The organism is Pseudomonas sp. GM74 (genome assembly GCF_000282455.1).
In the GTDB taxonomy this organism is placed as follows: Bacteria; Pseudomonadota; Gammaproteobacteria; order Pseudomonadales; family Pseudomonadaceae; genus Aquipseudomonas.
Genome location: NZ_AKJG01000109.1, coordinates 51,913 through 68,810 on the forward strand (window position 1 = coordinate 51,913; position 16,898 = coordinate 68,810).

Below are 16,898 nucleotides of genomic sequence, written 5' to 3' on the forward strand. Positions count from 1 at the left end.
CTCCGGCGAGAGAAGAGCGCCCTTCGCATGCTATGGTGCCTTCCCCCATTCTGGCCTGTTGTTCACTGCATGTTGACGACCTCCCGCCCCCTGCGCCTGGCGCTCTACACCCTATTGATCATCGCTGGTGCCGCCATCGCCGCCACCCTGGCCATGCGCCACACCGTGCGCCAGTCAATGGTCGAAGACGCGGCTCGCGCCAATCAGCAACTGGCGCTGTATGCCACGTCCCTGCATACCCTGATCGAACGTTACCGCGCCCTGCCCGCCGTGCTGGCGCTGGACCCGGAGTTGCGTTCGGCGCTCAAGGGGGCGGTGAGTCCCGAGCAACAGGATGCGCTGAATCGCAAACTGGAAAAGATCAACGGCGCCGCCCAATCCTCGACCCTGGAGCTGCTCGATCGCACCGGTCTGGCCGTGGCGGCGAGCAACTGGCGTTTGCCCAGCAGTTATGTCGGCCACAACTACGGTTTCCGTCCCTATTTCAACCAGACTCGTACCCAGGGCACCGGGCGCTTTTATGCCGTGGGGGTGACCAGCGGGATTCCCGGCTACTTCCTCTCCAGCGCGGTCAGCGATGACGACGGCCAGTTCCTCGGCGCCATGGTGGTGAAACTGGAATTCCCCGAACTGGAACGCGAGTGGCGTCAGGGCAGCGACACGCTGTTGGTCAGCGACGCACGTGGAATCATCTTCATCGCCAACCAGCCGGGCTGGCGCTATCGACTGCTCAAGCCGCTCGGCGACAGCGATCATGCCGAACTCAAGGCCACCCGCCAGTACGACAAACAGCCCCTGACCCCGCTGGTGTTTGAGTCGTTGCGGCGCTTCGACGACAACAGCGACCTGGCTCGGGTCGATGGGCCGGACGGCAAGGCGGATTACCTGTGGGAATCCCTGCCGCTGAGTGCCGAGGGCTGGACCCTGCACCTGCTGCGGCGCCCGCAGGTCGCCTTCGAAGACAGCCGCAATGCCGCCCTCGCCGCAGCCGGGCTTTGGCTGACCCTGGTGTTCCTGCTGCTGTTTCTCAACCAGCGCTGGCGCCTGGCCAAACTGCGTCAACGCAGTCGCGAAGAACTCGAACAGCTTGTAGAAGAGCGCACCCGCGACCTGCGCACCGCCCAGGAGGGCCTGGTGCAGTCGGCCAAACTCGCAGCGCTGGGGCAGATGTCCGCCGCCCTGGCCCATGAGATCAACCAGCCGCTCACCGCCCAGCGCATGCAGCTTGCTACTCTGAGACTGCTGCTCGACCACGGCCGGGTCGACGACGCCTACAAGGCGCTCAAACCGGTGGATGAAATGCTCACCCGCATGGCCGCCCTCACTGGCCACCTGAAAACCTTCGCCCGCAAGAGCCCCAGCGGTTTACGCGAACGCCTGGACCTGGCGGCAGTGGTGGACCAGTCGCTGCAACTGCTCGACACCCGGCTGCGCGACGAACAGGTCAGCACCGTACTGCACCTGACCCGCCCGGCCTGGGTGCGTGGCGATGCGATTCGCCTGGAACAGGTGCTGATCAACCTGCTGCGCAATGCCCTCGACGCGATGCAGGACAAACCCTGCAAACGCCTGGAAATCCGCCTCGAAGCCGACGAACAATTGTGGCGCCTGAGCGTGATCGACAACGGTGGGGGCATCGCCGAAGAAAACCTGTCCAAGGTCTTCGATCCGTTCTTCACCACCAAGCCGGTGGGTGAAGGCCTGGGTATCGGGCTGGCGGTGTCGTTCGCCATCGTTCACGAGTCCGGCGGGCGCCTGAGTGCCGAAAATCATGACAAAGGGGCGGTGTTCACCGTGACCTTGCCCATCGACCTGGAGGTGCATGAACCATGCTGAACTCAGTGATCGTGGTCGACGACGAAAGCAGCATTCGCAGTGCCGTCGAGCAATGGTTGAGCCTGTCGGGTTTCGAGGTGCAGCTGTTCAGCCGCGCCGATGAATGTCTGGCGCAATTGCCCAGGCATTTTGCCGGGGTGATTCTCAGCGACGTGCGCATGCCCGGCATGACCGGCCTGGAACTGCTCGCCGAAGTACAACGCCGGGATGCCGATTTGCCGGTGATCCTGCTGACCGGCCACGGCGATGTGCCGATGGCCGTCGAGGCCATGCGCGACGGTGCCTACGATTTCCTCGAAAAACCCTTCAGCCCGGAAACCCTGCTCGGCAGCCTGCGTCGCGCCCTCGACAAACGACGGCTGGTGCTGGAAAACCGCGCGCTGCACGAGCAGGCGGACAACCGCGCCAAACTGGATGCCACGCTGCTCGGCGTGTCCCGGGGGTTGCAGACCCTGCGTCGGCAGGTGCTGGACCTGGCAGCACTGCCGGTCAACGTGCTGATTCGCGGCGAAACCGGTAGCGGCAAGGAACTGGTCGCGCGTTGCCTGCACGACTTCGGGCCGCGGGCCGACAAGCCCTTTGTCGCACTCAACTGCGCTGCCATTCCCGAGCAATTGTTCGAGGCCGAGCTGTTCGGCCACGAGAGTGGCGCGTTCACCGGGGCGTCCGGCAAGCGCATCGGCAAGCTGGAGTACGCCGACGGCGGCACGCTGTTTCTCGATGAAATCGAAAGCATGCCGTTGGCCCAGCAGGTGAAATTGCTGCGGGTGTTGCAGGAGCAAAAGCTTGAACGACTGGGCTCGAACCAGAGCATCCGCGTGGATTTGCGCATCATTGCCGCGACCAAGCCGGACCTGCTCGACGAAGCGCGGGCCGGGCGCTTTCGCGAAGACCTGGCCTATCGCTTGAACGTTGCCGAGTTGCGCTTGCCGCCGCTGCGCGAACGCCGTGAAGACATACCCCTGCTGTTCGAATCCTTTGCCCAAAACGCCGCCGAACGCCTGGGACGCAAGTTTCCACCGTTGAGCGGCGCGCAGTTGAGTCACCTGCTGAGCCACGACTGGCCGGGCAACGTGCGCGAACTGGCGAACGTCGCCGAGCGTCAGGTATTGGGGCTCGGTGAGCCGGAGCCCTTGGGCATCGAGCCCGGCCAGTCACTGGCGGCGCAGCAGGAAGCGTTCGAGGCGCAATGCCTGCGTGCGGCACTGACCCGGCACAAGGGCGATGTAAAAGCGGTGCTCGAAGAACTGCAACTGCCACGCCGGACCTTCAATGAAAAGATGCAGCGGCATGGGTTGAGTAGAGAGATGTTCCTGTAGCGTCTGAACTGGCCTCTTCGCGGGCAAGCCCGCTCCCACAGGTTCTGTGTCGTGCTCACAATCTGCGTTCAACTCGGTCATTGTGGGAGCGGGCTTGCCCGCGAAGAGGCCAGTGCAGGCATCGCAAATCCACGATTCGAATCAGCAATTTTCCGCTCACCGCCCAACTTCTATAGGCGGATTTCCGCTCATCAAAACATCACCACCCCTCTAAACCGGCCCTCTCCCCGTTGGCACAGCTCCTGCTATAGCCCCTGCAGGCTGCGTTTAATCGCGCTCCACAAAAACAATTAAATGAAGGATCCTTCAATGGATAACTCCAACTCCCTGCCGCTCGGGTCGGCTGCCGTGCCGGCCAAAGAAAGAAGCACTTCCAGCCGCATCAAATCGATCTTCAGCGGTTCGGTCGGCAACATGGTCGAGTGGTACGACTGGTACGTCTATGCCGCCTTCTCCCTGTACTTCGCCAAGACCTTCTTCCCCAAAGGCGACACCACCGCCCAACTGCTCAACACCGCCGCGATCTTCGCCGTGGGCTTCCTGATGCGTCCGATCGGTGGCTGGCTGATGGGTCTGTATGCCGACAAGGTCGGGCGCAAAAAGGCCCTGATGGCTTCGGTGTACCTGATGTGCTTCGGCTCGCTGCTGATCGCCCTGAGCCCGAGCTATGAAGTCATCGGCATCGGCGCACCGATCCTGCTGGTGTTCGCGCGCTTGCTGCAAGGCCTGTCGGTGGGTGGCGAATACGGCACCTCCGCCACTTACCTCAGCGAGATGGCGACCAAGGAACGTCGCGGCTTCTACTCCAGCTTCCAGTACGTGACCCTGATCTCCGGCCAGCTCATCGCCCTGGCGGTGCTGATCGTGCTGCAACAACTGCTGACCACCGAAGAGCTCTACGCCTGGGGCTGGCGCATTCCGTTCGCCATCGGCGCGCTGTGTGCCGTGGTTGCGTTGTACCTGCGTCGCGGCATGGAAGAAACCGAGTCCTTCACCAAGAAAGAAAAAGCCAAGGAAAGCGCCATGCGCACCTTGATGCGTCACCCCAAGGAACTGATGACCGTGGTCGGCCTGACCATGGGCGGTACCCTGGCGTTCTACACCTACACCACCTACATGCAGAAATACCTGGTGAACACCGTCGGCATGAGCATTTCCGACTCCACCACCATTTCCGCCGCCACGCTGTTCCTGTTCATGTGCCTGCAACCGATCATCGGCGGGCTGTCGGATAAAATCGGTCGCCGGCCGATCCTGATTGCCTTCGGCATTCTGGGTACGCTGTTCACCGTGCCGATCCTGACTACCCTGCACACCATCACGACCTGGTGGGGCGCGTTCTTCCTGATCATGGCGGCGCTGATCATCGTCAGCGGCTACACCTCGATCAACGCGGTGGTCAAAGCCGAACTGTTCCCGACCGAAATCCGCGCCCTGGGCGTAGGCCTGCCGTATGCACTGACCGTCTCGATCTTCGGCGGCACCGCTGAATACATCGCGCTGTGGTTCAAGAGCATCGGCATGGAGACGGGCTACTACTGGTACGTTACCGCGTGCATTGCCGTGTCATTGCTGGTTTACGTCACCATGAAAGACACCCGCAAGCATTCGCGAATCGTCACTGACTGATCGCCAACCGACGCTCACTGCAACGGTGAGCGCCAAGGCCCTTCGCGAACGAGTTCGCGAAGGGCACCATTCGTCTCCCCCTCCGCCAGGATAATCATCGGTTAATGCACCGGCAGCAGCCTGCTGCTGAGTGCATCCATATCTACAGGACGCACGTATATCCGTTACAGGCCTCGAAGGAGTGTCTGAACGTACCCATAGCGAACGTACCTGGAGCACCTGTCATGAAAACCCGATTGATCCTTGCCCTGACCCTTTCCGTGCTGGCTGCCAATGCCTTTGCAGCCGACGGCTACGACAAAACCGGCTCGGCCTCCTACGGCACCGGTACCAGCGCTGCCATCGAACACGCCCATTCGGGCACCTATGCCTCCGATGGCTTCGATAAAACCGGCAGCGCCGACGCTATCGCTGCCGACGGCTTCGACAAAACCGGCAGCGCAGAAGCTATCGGCTGAATGTGGAGGGAAATTCACAGCCCGGCTTCGGCCGGGCTTAGTCAATTTTGGGGGTAATACAGTTTTTCCGGCAGACCACAAAACCTGTGGGAGCGGGCTTGCTCGCGAAAGCGGTGTGCCAGTCACATTGATATTGGATGTGCCGCCGTCTTCGCGAGCAAGTCGAATCGTCGCACCGCCGCTCCCACATTGGACCTCATCATTTCAAGTACCGAATCCGACTGGAAATCTGCCGCACGTGCTTGCACCATGCACGTCTCCCCGCAAGCTCTGGAAATCCCACCCCATGTCCGACGACATCCACTTCTACGAACCCGCCAACGGCCACGGCCTGCCCCACGATCCGTTCAACGCCATCGTCGGCCCGCGTCCCATCGGCTGGATCTCTTCGCAGGATACCGAGGGCCGCTTGAACCTGGCGCCCTACAGTTTCTTCAACGCCTTCAACTACATCCCGCCGATCATTGGTTTTTCCAGCGTCGGGCGCAAAGACAGCCTGAACAACATCGAGCAAACCGGCGAGTTCGCCTGGAACCTGGCCACCCGGCCGCTGGCCGAGCAGATGAACCAGAGCAGCGCCATGGTCAAGCCTGAGGTCAACGAGTTCGAACTGGCCGGGCTGACAACCGCAGCCTCGAAGGTCATTCAAGTGCCACGGGTGGCCGAGAGCCCGGTGTCATTCGAATGCAAGGTCACGCAGATCATCCAGTTGCAACGGGCGGACGGCAATGTGGTGCCGAGCTGGCTGATCCTCGGCGAAGTGGTCGCCGTGCATATCGCCAAATGGCTGTTGAAGGATGGGGTATACGACACCGCCGCGGCAGAACCGATTCTGCGCGGCGGCGGGCCGGCGGATTATTTCCAGCTGGGGCCTGAGGCATTGTTCAAGATGTACCGCCCGGGGGCGGTGAAGTGATCACCAGAGCAGGTCGGTGTTTTCCTTGACGTCCTTGAGGCGGGTCAGCTCCTTGGCGGCCGCATCATCGGCCTCGTGAGCGGTCTTGAAGGTCTGGCCTTCCAGCACTTTGTGAAAACGCGGGGCGTCGGAACCACCCAGCGCCTTGACAGCGATAGCGGCGTGGTAACCACCCTCGCCCGGTACTACAGCGGAAACAGCTTCGAAGTGTTCAAAGGCTTTACGTGCCATGTCGCGCATCCTGGCTGGTTGAGAATGCCGTCATTAAACCCTCAACCGGCCAGTTTGTGTACCGCCACCGTGGACTGCCCCAGGGCCTGCGCCGCCGAGACATCCTTGAAGGTGTGGAAATCCAGGCTGTTGACCACCAGTTCCTGCACCAGCTCGGCAAAAACCTCCATCGCCGGCGTGCTGAAGTACGCGGTCATTGCTTGTTGATTGCTCCAGAAACCGGACACCAGCCACAGCTGCGGATCGCATTGCGAATGCTGCAAGGCAAAGCTCAGGCAGCCTGGCGCTGCACGGGATGGTTCGATCAGGGCGCTGAGGCGCACACCGAGTTCCTCCGAACGCCCGGCGCGCGCTCGAACGAAGGCCATATGACTGACGGGGATCTGCGTGGACATGTTCAACCCTCCCGGGGAGTCGCGTGGCAGCCGGGGGACGGGCTGCGACAGGATCAAAGGTTAAGGGCCGCGACGCCTGTCTCGTTAGTCGATTCCTGCCGGTGCGTTGCACAATCCTGCGAAACTGCATGACAAGCCTGTAACAAGCGGTAAAACCCTGTCACGGTTCTGCCATACGAGTTTCAAGCAAGTTCTTGCGGCACAAGGCTCTAGTGGCTACACCGCCGGTCGCCACCATGCAGAATCAGGCAAGCATCCGGCAGGATGTGTCTACCGCTGCCGCTTGCACAAACTTATGCTCTGCTCCATTCCTTCCATGCCTTGCCGAGGATGCCTCGCATGTCGTCGCTCGATCACTTTCAAGCCCCGCTGGACACCGACATGGAAAAGCAGCGCGCGGAACTGGCGGCCATCATTCGCCGCAATACCGCCGAAGATGGCAGTTATGCCACGGCCATCGGCTCGCTGTTCATGTCCCGCCACAGCCAGTCCCACGAGTTCGCTCCGGTGCTCGCGCAACCGGCGCTGTGCATCATGGCCCAAGGGCGCAAGGAAGTTCAGCTGGCCAACGAGTACTTCAACTACGACCCGCTGAACTACCTGGTGGTCTCGGTCTCGATGCCGCTCAGTGGACGGGTGGTGGATGTCTCGCCGGAGGAACCGATCCTGGCCTTGCGCCTGGACATCGACCCGGCGGAAATCACCGCACTGATCGCCGACGCAGGCCCCCTCGGCGTGCCTACCCGGCCGACCGGGCGCGGGCTGTATGTCGAAAAACTCGACACCGCCATGCTTGATGCGGTGCTGCGTCTGGCACGGTTGCTGGACACGCCAAAAGACATCGCCATGCTCGCGCCGCTGATTCGCCGGGAGATTCTCTATCGACTGTTGCGCAGCAAACAGGGGCATCGGCTGTACGAAATCGCCATCGCCAACAGTCAGAGCCATCGCATCAGCCAGGCGATCAAATGGCTCAACGGCAATTTCGAACAACCGTTGCGCATTGATGATCTTGCGAAGGAAGTGAACCTGAGCGTATCGACGCTGCATCACCGCTTCAAGGCGATGACGGCGATGAGTCCGTTGCAGTATCAGAAGCAGTTGCGCCTGCAGGAAGCACGGCGGTTGATGCTGGCCGAAGGGTTGGAGGCTTCGGCGGCGGGGTATCGCGTCGGGTATGAAAGTCCGTCGCAGTTCAGCCGTGAATACAGCCGGTTGTTCGGGGCGCCGCCGTTGCGGGATCTGGCGCGGTTGCGGTTGACGGTTTGATCCGGATCCAGTGGTGCGGCCGCTGACGCCTTCGCGGGCAAGCCCGCTCCCACAGGGATCGTCGGTGTTCACACATTTAGGTGACCACCAAAAATCTCCTGTGGGAGCGGGCTTGCCCGCGAAGAGGCCAGTTCAGGCAATACAAGTCCTGGATCAGGCCCCAAGTACCCGGCAAGCCTCCACCGGCAAGGTCACCGACACAGGGTGACCAACGCTCAGGCCAAAGCCCTGGCAAGGCGTGCTCAGCGCGGTAAACGATACCCCGGAACACTCCACCGTGGTCTCGATGGTCGCGCCGATATCACGCACGAACGTCACCTTGCCCAAAAGACGGTTGCCCGCGGTCGCCTGGGGTGCGGACAGTTGCAGGTCTTCCGGGCGAATCAGCATCTTCACCTTCTCACCGACCACAATGCTGCTGCAGATCGGTACTTGCAGCGCGTCCCCGCCCGGCAGGCTGACCTTGCCGTTGCCCAGCGCCGTGGCCGGGAAGATGTTGCCCGAACCGATGAAGTCCGCGACGAACTCGTTGGCCGGGTGCCGGTAGATCTCGATCGGCGTGCCCACCTGCTGCACCTTGTGTTCACCCAATACGACCACGATATCGGCCATGGTCATGGCCTCGCGCTGGTCGTGGGTCACCATGATGGTGGTGATGTTCAGGCGTTGTTGCAGTTGACGGATTTCCACCTGCATCGACTCGCGCAGCTTGGCGTCCAGTGCCGACAACGGTTCGTCCAGCAGGAGGATTTTCGGGTGCGAGGCAATCGCACGAGCAATCGCCACGCGCTGGCGTTGGCCGCCGGACAGCTTGGCAACCGGGCGATTGATCATCTGTTGCAGCTGGATCAGCTCCAGCAACTCCACCACCCGCGCCTGCTGATCGGCCTTGCTGACCCCGCGCAGTTTCAGCGGATAGGCGATGTTCTCCCCGACCGTCATATGCGGGAACAACGCCAGGGACTGGAACACCATGCCGAAGTTGCGCAGGTGCGCCGGGGTGTTGCCGATGTCTTCGCCGTCCAGGCGGATCTCGCCACCGGTCAGGGTTTCAAGGCCAGCGATCATGCGCAGCAAAGTGGTTTTGCCGCAGCCCGAAGGGCCGAGGAAACACACCAGTTTGCCCTCGGGCAAATGCAGGTTCACATCGGTTACCGCGCAGGCCGAGCCGTAATGTTTCTCGACGTTTTCCAGAATCAGACCAGACATAAGAAGCACCTCAAGAAATCAGAACGAAACGCCACCTTCACCAACCAGCTTCTCCAGCGCCCAGATCAGGACGAAGTCGATCAGCACGATCAGCACGGCAAACGAAAATACGGTTGGGTCGAGCGAAGACACGGTGCGGCTGTACATCCAGATCGGCACGGTCATCACGTCGATGGTGTAGAGGAAATAGGTCACGGTGAATTCGTTGAACGAGACGATGAACGCCAGCAGCATGCCCGCCAGGATTCCCGACTTCATCAACGGCACCACCACATCGACAATCGCCCGCATCGGCGAAGCACCGAGCATTTGCGCGGCTTCTTCAACTTCAGTGCCGATGGAAAGCATCGCCGCCGTGCAGTTTTTCACCACGAACGGCAAGGCGAGAATCACATGGGCAATCACCAGGCGCGAGGTGGTCATGTGGAACGGCAGGCTGTCGAACACCAGCAACAACGCCAGACCCAACACCACCATCGGGAACACCAGTGGCAACGACATCAGTTGCAGCGCCACAGCCTTGCCGCGGAACTCGCAGCGGGTTAGCGCGTAGGCCGCCGGCACCGCGATGATCGTGGCGAAAATCATGGTCAGGCACGACACCAGCAAGCTGGTGGACATGGCTTGGCCAAGGCTCAGCACATCACTGGCGTCCGGCGACACGAAGGTGTGCCAGGCGGCCTTGTACCATTGCAGGCTGTAGCTGCTCGGCGGGAAGTCGAGGTTCGACGCGCCGCTGAACGACATCACGATCATGGTCAGGATCGGCAACACCGCCAACAGCAGGATGAAGCCCGAAAGGATGCCGGCAAACTTGCCGGTATCACCGGGCAACAACTGGCGCTTCTTGATCAGGGTACTCATTGCGAAGCCTCCAGCATGCGCCGACGACGGCCAGTGATGTATTCGGACAGGGTCATGATCGCGAGGGTGGTGACGATCAGCACCACACCGGCAGCGGACGCTGCGGGCCAGTTCATCAGCGGGGCGATCTGGTCATGCACCATCACCGCCAGCATCGGCACGCGCCGGCCACCGAGCAGCAAGGGCACCACGAAACTGCTGGCGTTGTAGGCGAACACCAGGGTCGCACCGGTAATGATCCCCGGCAGACTCATCGGCAATACCACCTGGCGGAACACCTGGAAGCGACTGGCGCCCAGGGTGGCGGCAGCTTCTTCGTAGCTGCGAGCGACGCCGCGCATGGCGCTGGCAATCGGCAACACGGCCAGCGGGAAGGCGGTTTGCACCAGGCCCATCAACACGCCGTTCTGGTTGTACAACAGCATGATCGGGCGCTTGATCAGGCCCAGGCCCATCAGGGCCTGGTTGAGCATGCCGCCAGGGCCGAGGATCACCAGCCAGCCGTAGCTTTGCAGCAGCAGGTTGACCAGCAATGGCAGCAACACCGCCGCAAGGAAAATCCGTCGCACGAACGGCGAGGTCAGGCGCGACATGGTGTAGGCCACCGGGATCGCCAGGATCACTGCGATCACCGCGCTGATCAGCGCCAGGCGCAGGGTCAGCATCAGCGACTTGAGGTAATAGGGTTCCAGCAACTGGGCGTAACTGGCCAGGCTGAAGCCGGACCATTCCGCGCCCTTGGTGCCCACGCTCATGCGCAGTACCAGCTGGCTCGCGGCGATCAGCACGCCGAGAAACAGCATCGACGGCGTGAGGAAAAGCCAGGCGCGCGCGGTCGGCGAAACACCCCGACTCGGGCGCGACTCAGCGGCGCTGACCGAATGGGTCAAAGGTTGGTGTTCCATAGCAAAGGGTCTCGTCAATGGAAAGCAGCTGACAAACACAAGACTCAAGGTCACTTTGCCCCCTGTGGGAGCGAGCTTGCTCGCGATGACTGCTTGTCAGTCGCCAATGATGTCGACTGACACTCCGCTATCGCGAGCAAGCTCGCTCCCACAGGGGATCTTCAGTGCTTGAAGATCCTGTGTGCGTCACTCGATCAGGAAGAAAAGATTTCCGTGTAACGACGAATCCATTGGTCATGCACAGTCGCCAGGAAGGCGTTGTCGTGCATGATCGCCTTCTCGGCGATCTGCTCCGGCGTGAGGATGTACGGGCTCTTGCGTGCTTCGGCGGAGATGATCGCCTTAGCGTTGACCGGGCCGTTGTAGATGTCTTCAGCCATCTTGCCCTGCACCAGCGGGTCCAGAGAGTGGTTGATGAAGGCGTAGGCCATGTCGGTATCGCCCGGACGGTTCTTCGGCATCACCGACAGCATCAGGTCGGTGTAGAAACCTTCCTTCATGCCGAACGTGGCGCCCAGGCCGTAGTTCGGATCACGGATCTGTTTCGGGAAGAAGGCCGGTGCGTACAGGCCGCCCATGTCCAGGGAACCGGTGCGGAACAGTTCGGCGATCTGGTTCGGGTTTTCGCCCAGGGTCACCACGCGATCTTTCAGCTCGGCGAGTTTCTTGAAGCCAGGTTCAATGTTGTGCTCGTCACCACCGGCCAGTTTGGCGGCGATGATGATCAGGTCCATGGCCTCGGTCCAGTTCGGCGGCGGCAGGAAGATGTTCGGTGCCGCGTCGGCATCCCACAGGGAGGCGTAGCTGGTCGGGGCTTCTTTCTGGGTGCGGGTGCTGTAGACCAGGCTGTTGCACCACAGCAGGTAACCGATACCGTGGCCATTGGCGCCGGTGCGGTATTTCTCCGGTACATCGACGAGGTTGGGAATACGGTTGAGGTCGGGTTTCTCCAGCAGGTTGGCGGCGGCCAGACCTTCGGCGCCGACGCCTGCCAGGGTGATGATGTCGTACTGCGGACGATCACCGCCGGCCTTGAGCTTGGCGACCATTTCCGAGGTACTGCCGGTGCGGTCGGCGATGACCTTGCAGCCGTACTTGTCTTCGAACGTCGCGGCGATGTTGCGCAGTGCAGCCAGGCCGGTGTCGTCGGACCAGGTCAGCAAACGCAGGGTCTTGCCGGCAAAACGTGTGTCGCTGGCATTGGCCTTGATGAACGGCATGCTCATGGCTGCCGCTGCAACCGAGGCTACGCCCACGGTCTTGATAAATTGACGTCTGTTCAGATCATGCTCGCCCATTACGGACTCCCTTTGTTTTTGTAGGTATGAGGCAGGTCGAAACTGTTGCATCCGCGCGACTGGATCAGCGTTGGCCCCTCTATTTTCGGGGGGTTGGCTGAGCCAGCGAGTTCATCCTGAGGTCGTGTAAAACACCTGACTATCGATAAAAACTCATTGAAGCCATGACGCCAGCGCATGCCTCATGTAGGAGCGAGCTTGCTCGCGATGGGTGCAAGGGCGCCGCGCACATACAGGCGCCCCACGTCATCGTTGACGTCCATCGCGAGCAGGCTCGCTCCTACACAGGGATGGGCGTCAGACGGCCCGGATCACGTGTTTGATTTCCTGGAAAGCCTGCAAGCCCCACGGCCCCAATTCGCGGCCGATGCTGCTCTGCTTGTAGCCACCCCAGGCGGTCTGCGGGAAAATCACCTGCGGCGCGTTGATCCACACAAGCCCCGCCTGCAAAGCGTTGGCGACGCGGTCGGCGGTCTGTGCATTGCGCGTCACCACACTGGCGACCAGGCCGAACTGGCTGTCGTTGGCCAGGGCAATCGCTTCGGCTTCAGAGGCAAAACTGCGCACGCAGATCACCGGGCCGAAAATCTCTTCACACCACAACGCACTGTCGAGGGGCACTTCGGTGAAAACCGTCGGCTGCAAAAAATATCCGCGTGGCAGGTCGGCCGGGCGATTGCCACCGCAAACCAGCCTGGCGCCAGCGCTCAAACCGCGATCGATGTGACCGAGCACGCGCTGGTATTGCGCCTGATTGACCAGAGCGCCCATCTCCACGTTCGGGTCGAACGGGTCGGCCACCCGAATGGCTTCGGCACGAGCCTTCACACGGCTCAGGAATTCGTCGGCCAGCTCATCGGCAACCAGCACGCGACTGGTGGCGGAACACATCTGCCCGGCGTTGAAGAAACCACCGCCGCAGGCCACTTCCACCGCCAGGTCGAGATCGGCATCGGCCAGCACCAGCAGCGATGATTTGCCGCCCAGCTCCAGGCTCACGCCTTTGACGGTTTCCGCCGCCCGCTGCATGACCTGCACGCCGACCGCGTTGCTGCCGGTGAAGGAAATTTTCGCGATCCGCGGATCCGCCGACAACGGCGCGCCAACGGCCAGGCCGGTGCCGCACACCAGATTGAACACACCCGCCGGCAAACCGGCTTCAGCAATGATCGTTGCCAGTTCCAGCTCCGGCAGCGGCGTCACTTCCGAAGGCTTGAGTACCACACAGCAACCGGCGGCCAGGGCCGGGGCAAGTTTCCACGCGGTGGTGACCATCGGGAAGTTCCACGGCACGATCAAGCCGACTACACCGCAAGGTTCACGGCGCAGGCGAGCGCTGAAGTCGTCAGTCGGCAGCTCAATGGCGCTGTCCTGTTTCGCATCCAGCCCTTCGGCCAGACCGGCGTAGTACTCGAACGTGGCAATCACGTCATCGACGTCGATCGCTGCTTCGAATTGCGGCTTGCCGTTGTTGCTCGATTGCAAGTGCATCAATTTTTCACGATTGGCCTGCACACCCGCGGCGATTTTGCGCAGGATCGCACCGCGTTCGGCACCCGTGGTTTTCGACCAATCGACGAAAGCCTGGGTCGCCGCGCCCACGGCTTGAGCAACAGCGCGCTCATCGCCACCATTCACCGTGGTCAACAGGGCTTCGGTCGCCGGGTTGATCACGCGCAGGTGTTCGTTACCGGCCGACCATTGGCCGTTGATGTACAGGCCATCCAGAGTCGTAGGAAGCGTCATTTCGACACCGCCTGCATCCACTTGGCCTGGTCGATTTCAATCAGGGTCGGGCCCTGGCGATCGGTGGCCATACGCAATGCACCACGCAGATGCTCGACACTGCTGACCGCTTCGGCCGCACAACCCAAGGCCTTGGCCACACCGATGAAGTCCGGGGTGTAGATGTCCACGCCGACCGGCTCGATGGCGCGGTTGACCATGTACTTCTTGATCTCTTCGTAGCCCTGGTTATTCCACAGCAGAACGATCACCGGGGTACGCGCTTCGACGGCGCTGGCCAGTTCCGGCAGGGTGAATTGCAGGCCACCGTCGCCGATCAGGCACACCACCGGCGGGCGGGCACCGTTTTCAGCACTGCCGCCGAGCCAGGCGCCAATCGCGGCCGGCAAGGCGTAACCGAGGGTGCCGTAACCGGTGGACGAGTTGAACCAGCGACGCGGGCGCTCCGGGTTGAACGTCAGGTTGCCGGTGTACACCGGCTGGGTCGAATCGCCGACGAACACCGCGTCCGGCAGTTCGTGCAGCACGGTTTCGAGGAAACGGGTCTGGGCCAGGGTCGGTGCGTCCCAGGTCGCGGCCAGGTCTTCACGCAGACGAGCGGCACGTACCTGGCCCCAATCGTTGCAGCGCTCGGCCAGGGATTTGTGCGACAGGGCGCTGAGCAAAGCCTGGGCGGCGTTGCGCGAGTCGGCCACCAATGCCACGTGCGGCGGGTAGTTGCGCACGGTCTGGTCCGGGTCGATGTCAACGCGTAGCAGTTGGCCTGGAATCTCAAAGCCGCCAGCGAAGGTCACGTCGTAATCGGTCTCGGCCAGTTCGGTGCCGATGGCCAGTACCACGTCAGCCTCGGCGACCAATGCACGGGTGGCGACCAGGCTCTGGGTCGAACCGATCAGCAGCGGGTGGCCGGAGGTGAGCATGCCCTTGGCATTGATGGTCAGGGCGACCGGCGCGTCCAGCAGTTCGGCCAGTTCCGTCAGCTCGGACGCTGCGTCGATGGCACCGCCACCGGCGAGAATCAGCGGACGCTTGGCGCCGGCCAGCAATTCAGTCATGCGCGACACGGCGCTCGGCGAAGCACCGGCGCGGTCAATGTTGACCGGCAGGCTGCTGAGCAGGTCGTCGGCGTCTTCAACCAGGACATCCAGCGGAATTTCAATGTGCACCGGACGCGGACGGCCAGCCTGGAACAGCGCGAAGGCGCGAGCCAGCACGCCCGGCAATTCCGACGCCGACATCAGGGTGTGGGAGAACGCCGCCACACCGGCGCACAGTGCGCCCTGGTTCGGCAGCTCATGCAGCTTGCCGCGACCGCCGCCCAACTGGCTGCGCGATTGCACGCTGGAGATCACCAGCATCGGGATCGAATCGGCGTAGGCCTGGCCCATGGCGGTGGTGATGTTGGTCATGCCAGGGCCGGTGATGATGAAGCACACACCCGGTTTGCCGCTGGTGCGGGCGTAGCCGTCGGCCATGAAGCCGGCGCCCTGTTCGTGACGCGGGGTGACGTGGTTGATGCTCGAACGGGCCAGCCCGCGATACAGCTCCACGGTGTGAACCCCCGGAATGCCGAACACCTGCTCGACTCCGTAGTTTTCGAGTAACTTGACCAATACTTCGCCGCACGTCGCCATGTCTTTGCCCTTTTTGTTCGTTTGAGACACAAGGTCCCTTGTGGGAGCGGGCTTGCTCGCGAAAGCGGTGTATCAACCGACATCAATGTTGAATGTAAGACCGCTTTCGCGAGCAAGCCCGCTCCCACAGGGTCCGTGGAATGGCCTCATTGGAACGGGCGACAGGTAGCCGCAACAATGGATAAAAAGTCATACTAGCCATGTCCTCACGTCATACCTTGGATCCCAATGAAACGACTGCCTCCCCTGCCGGCGCTGCACACCTTTCTGATTACCGCGCAGTGCTGCAATTTCACCCGGGCCGCCGAACAGCTGCACATCACCCAGGGCGCGGTGAGTCGGCAGATCGCCGGGCTGGAAGATCATCTGGGTTATGAGTTGTTCATCCGCCTGGCCCGAGGCCTGGACCTGACAGCCGAGGGACGGGAATGGCTGCCCCGGGTCCAGCAGATTTTCGGCCTGATCGACGAGGCCGTTGAGCAGATCGGCGAGAAGCGTGAAACCCTGCAGCTCAAGGCACCAACCTGCGTCATGCGCTGGTTGCTGCCGCGTCTGTTGCAATGGCAAAGGGAACGCCCGGACGTGCCGGTGGAACTGACCACCACGGTCAAGCATGGGGTGGATTTTCATCGCGAGCAATTCGATGCGGCGGTGATGTACGGCGCACCGCCGGACCATTCATTGATGTCGCAAAAACTCTTCGACGAACAACTCACGCCGGTGTGTTCCAGACCGATGCTCGAAGGCCCCATGCCCCTGCAGACTCCGTCCGATCTGCAACAGCACCTGTTGCTGCATCCGACCCGCGACGAGCGGGACTGGAAGGCCTGGTTGAAAGCCGCGGATGTGCATTTGACCAATGTCGGCAAGGGCCAGCATTTCGAAACACTGGACCTGGCGATGTCGATGGCGTCCCAGGGAACGGGTGTGGCGATTGGCGACTGGTCGCTGATCGGCGATGACCTGAACGCCGGGCGGCTGGTCATGCCATTCGAATTGAAGGTGACGACAGGACTGGCGTATTACCTGGTGTTCCCCGAAAAACCCGGACCTTCGCCGAAATTGCGCGAATTGATGGGCTGGTTGGTGGAGCAGGCGCAGTCGCGCTGAACCGCCACCTGTAGGAGCTGCCGAAGGCTGCGATCTTTTGATCTTGTTTTTAAAAAAGCAAAATCAAAAGATCGCAGCC

15 protein-coding genes are annotated in these 16,898 nt (G+C 61.7%); 7 read left to right on the top strand and 8 right to left on the bottom strand.

Annotated elements, in window-relative coordinates:
- Window positions 1–69 precede the first annotated feature (69 nt).
- The 5 genes from PMI34_RS06650 to PMI34_RS06630 all read left to right on the top strand — a co-directional run bounded on the left by PMI34_RS06650 (window position 70) and on the right by PMI34_RS06630 (window position 6,158).
- A complete protein-coding gene (locus PMI34_RS06650; protein ID WP_008052499.1) occupies window positions 70–1,836 on the top strand; it encodes a sensor histidine kinase in 1,767 nt (588 codons plus the stop codon).
- Complete coding sequence (locus tag PMI34_RS06645; RefSeq protein ID WP_008052500.1) at window positions 1,830–3,155, top strand: sigma-54-dependent transcriptional regulator; 1,326 nt, start codon at window positions 1,830–1,832, stop codon at window positions 3,153–3,155. Before PMI34_RS06650 ends, PMI34_RS06645 begins: the two co-directional genes overlap by 7 nt.
- Before the next feature lie 309 nt (window positions 3,156–3,464).
- Entirely contained in the window at window positions 3,465–4,784 is a 1,320-nt protein-coding gene (locus PMI34_RS06640; protein ID WP_008052501.1) for an MFS transporter, read from the top strand.
- A gap of 224 nt (window positions 4,785–5,008) precedes the next feature.
- Window positions 5,009–5,242 carry a hypothetical protein gene (locus tag PMI34_RS06635; protein ID WP_008052502.1) on the top strand — a complete coding sequence of 78 codons (234 nt, stop codon included), beginning with the start codon at window positions 5,009–5,011 and terminating at the stop codon, window positions 5,240–5,242.
- Window positions 5,243–5,528: 286 nt separating this feature from the next.
- A complete protein-coding gene (locus PMI34_RS06630) occupies window positions 5,529–6,158 on the top strand; it encodes a flavin reductase family protein (RefSeq protein WP_008052503.1) in 630 nt (209 codons plus the stop codon).
- On the opposite strand, the gene PMI34_RS06625 is transcribed toward PMI34_RS06630, so the two are convergent.
- Together PMI34_RS06625 and PMI34_RS06620 are read right to left on the bottom strand one after the other, a co-directional pair.
- A complete protein-coding gene (locus PMI34_RS06625) occupies window positions 6,159–6,389 on the bottom strand; it encodes a hypothetical protein (RefSeq protein ID WP_008052504.1) in 231 nt (76 codons plus the stop codon).
- 41 nt (window positions 6,390–6,430) lie between these two features.
- Window positions 6,431–6,784 carry a putative quinol monooxygenase gene (locus PMI34_RS06620; protein ID WP_008052506.1) on the bottom strand — a complete coding sequence of 118 codons (354 nt, stop codon included), beginning with the start codon at window positions 6,782–6,784 and terminating at the stop codon, window positions 6,431–6,433.
- A gap of 339 nt (window positions 6,785–7,123) precedes the next feature.
- On the opposite strand from PMI34_RS06620, the gene PMI34_RS06615 reads away from it, so the two are divergent.
- Complete coding sequence (locus PMI34_RS06615; protein WP_008052507.1) at window positions 7,124–8,053, top strand: AraC family transcriptional regulator; 930 nt, start codon at window positions 7,124–7,126, stop codon at window positions 8,051–8,053.
- A 153-nt stretch (window positions 8,054–8,206) separates the two neighbouring features.
- On the opposite strand, the gene PMI34_RS06610 is transcribed toward PMI34_RS06615, so the two are convergent.
- The 6 genes from PMI34_RS06610 to PMI34_RS06585 form a co-directional block, all read right to left on the bottom strand.
- Window positions 8,207–9,262, bottom strand: a complete 1,056-nt coding sequence (locus tag PMI34_RS06610) for an ABC transporter ATP-binding protein (protein ID WP_008052508.1) — start codon at window positions 9,260–9,262, stop codon at window positions 8,207–8,209.
- An 18-nt stretch (window positions 9,263–9,280) separates the two neighbouring features.
- A complete protein-coding gene (locus PMI34_RS06605; RefSeq protein WP_008052509.1) occupies window positions 9,281–10,126 on the bottom strand; it encodes an ABC transporter permease in 846 nt (281 codons plus the stop codon).
- Window positions 10,123–11,031 carry an ABC transporter permease gene (locus PMI34_RS06600; RefSeq protein ID WP_008052510.1) on the bottom strand — a complete coding sequence of 303 codons (909 nt, stop codon included), beginning with the start codon at window positions 11,029–11,031 and terminating at the stop codon, window positions 10,123–10,125. Before PMI34_RS06600 ends, PMI34_RS06605 begins: the two co-directional genes overlap by 4 nt.
- A 194-nt stretch (window positions 11,032–11,225) precedes the next feature.
- A complete protein-coding gene (locus PMI34_RS06595; RefSeq protein ID WP_007978499.1) occupies window positions 11,226–12,329 on the bottom strand; it encodes an extracellular solute-binding protein in 1,104 nt (367 codons plus the stop codon).
- A 297-nt stretch (window positions 12,330–12,626) separates the two neighbouring features.
- Window positions 12,627–14,075 carry an aldehyde dehydrogenase family protein gene (locus PMI34_RS06590; RefSeq protein WP_008052511.1) on the bottom strand — a complete coding sequence of 483 codons (1,449 nt, stop codon included), beginning with the start codon at window positions 14,073–14,075 and terminating at the stop codon, window positions 12,627–12,629.
- Complete coding sequence (locus tag PMI34_RS06585) at window positions 14,072–15,709, bottom strand: 5-guanidino-2-oxopentanoate decarboxylase (RefSeq protein ID WP_008052512.1); 1,638 nt, start codon at window positions 15,707–15,709, stop codon at window positions 14,072–14,074. Before PMI34_RS06585 ends, PMI34_RS06590 begins: the two co-directional genes overlap by 4 nt.
- Before the next feature lie 228 nt (window positions 15,710–15,937).
- Between PMI34_RS06585 and PMI34_RS06580 the strand changes: the two genes are divergently transcribed.
- Window positions 15,938–16,819 (top strand): LysR substrate-binding domain-containing protein, encoded by an 882-nt coding sequence (locus PMI34_RS06580; protein ID WP_008052514.1) that lies wholly within the window; start codon window positions 15,938–15,940, stop codon window positions 16,817–16,819.
- The last annotated feature ends 79 nt before the right edge of the window (window positions 16,820–16,898 follow it).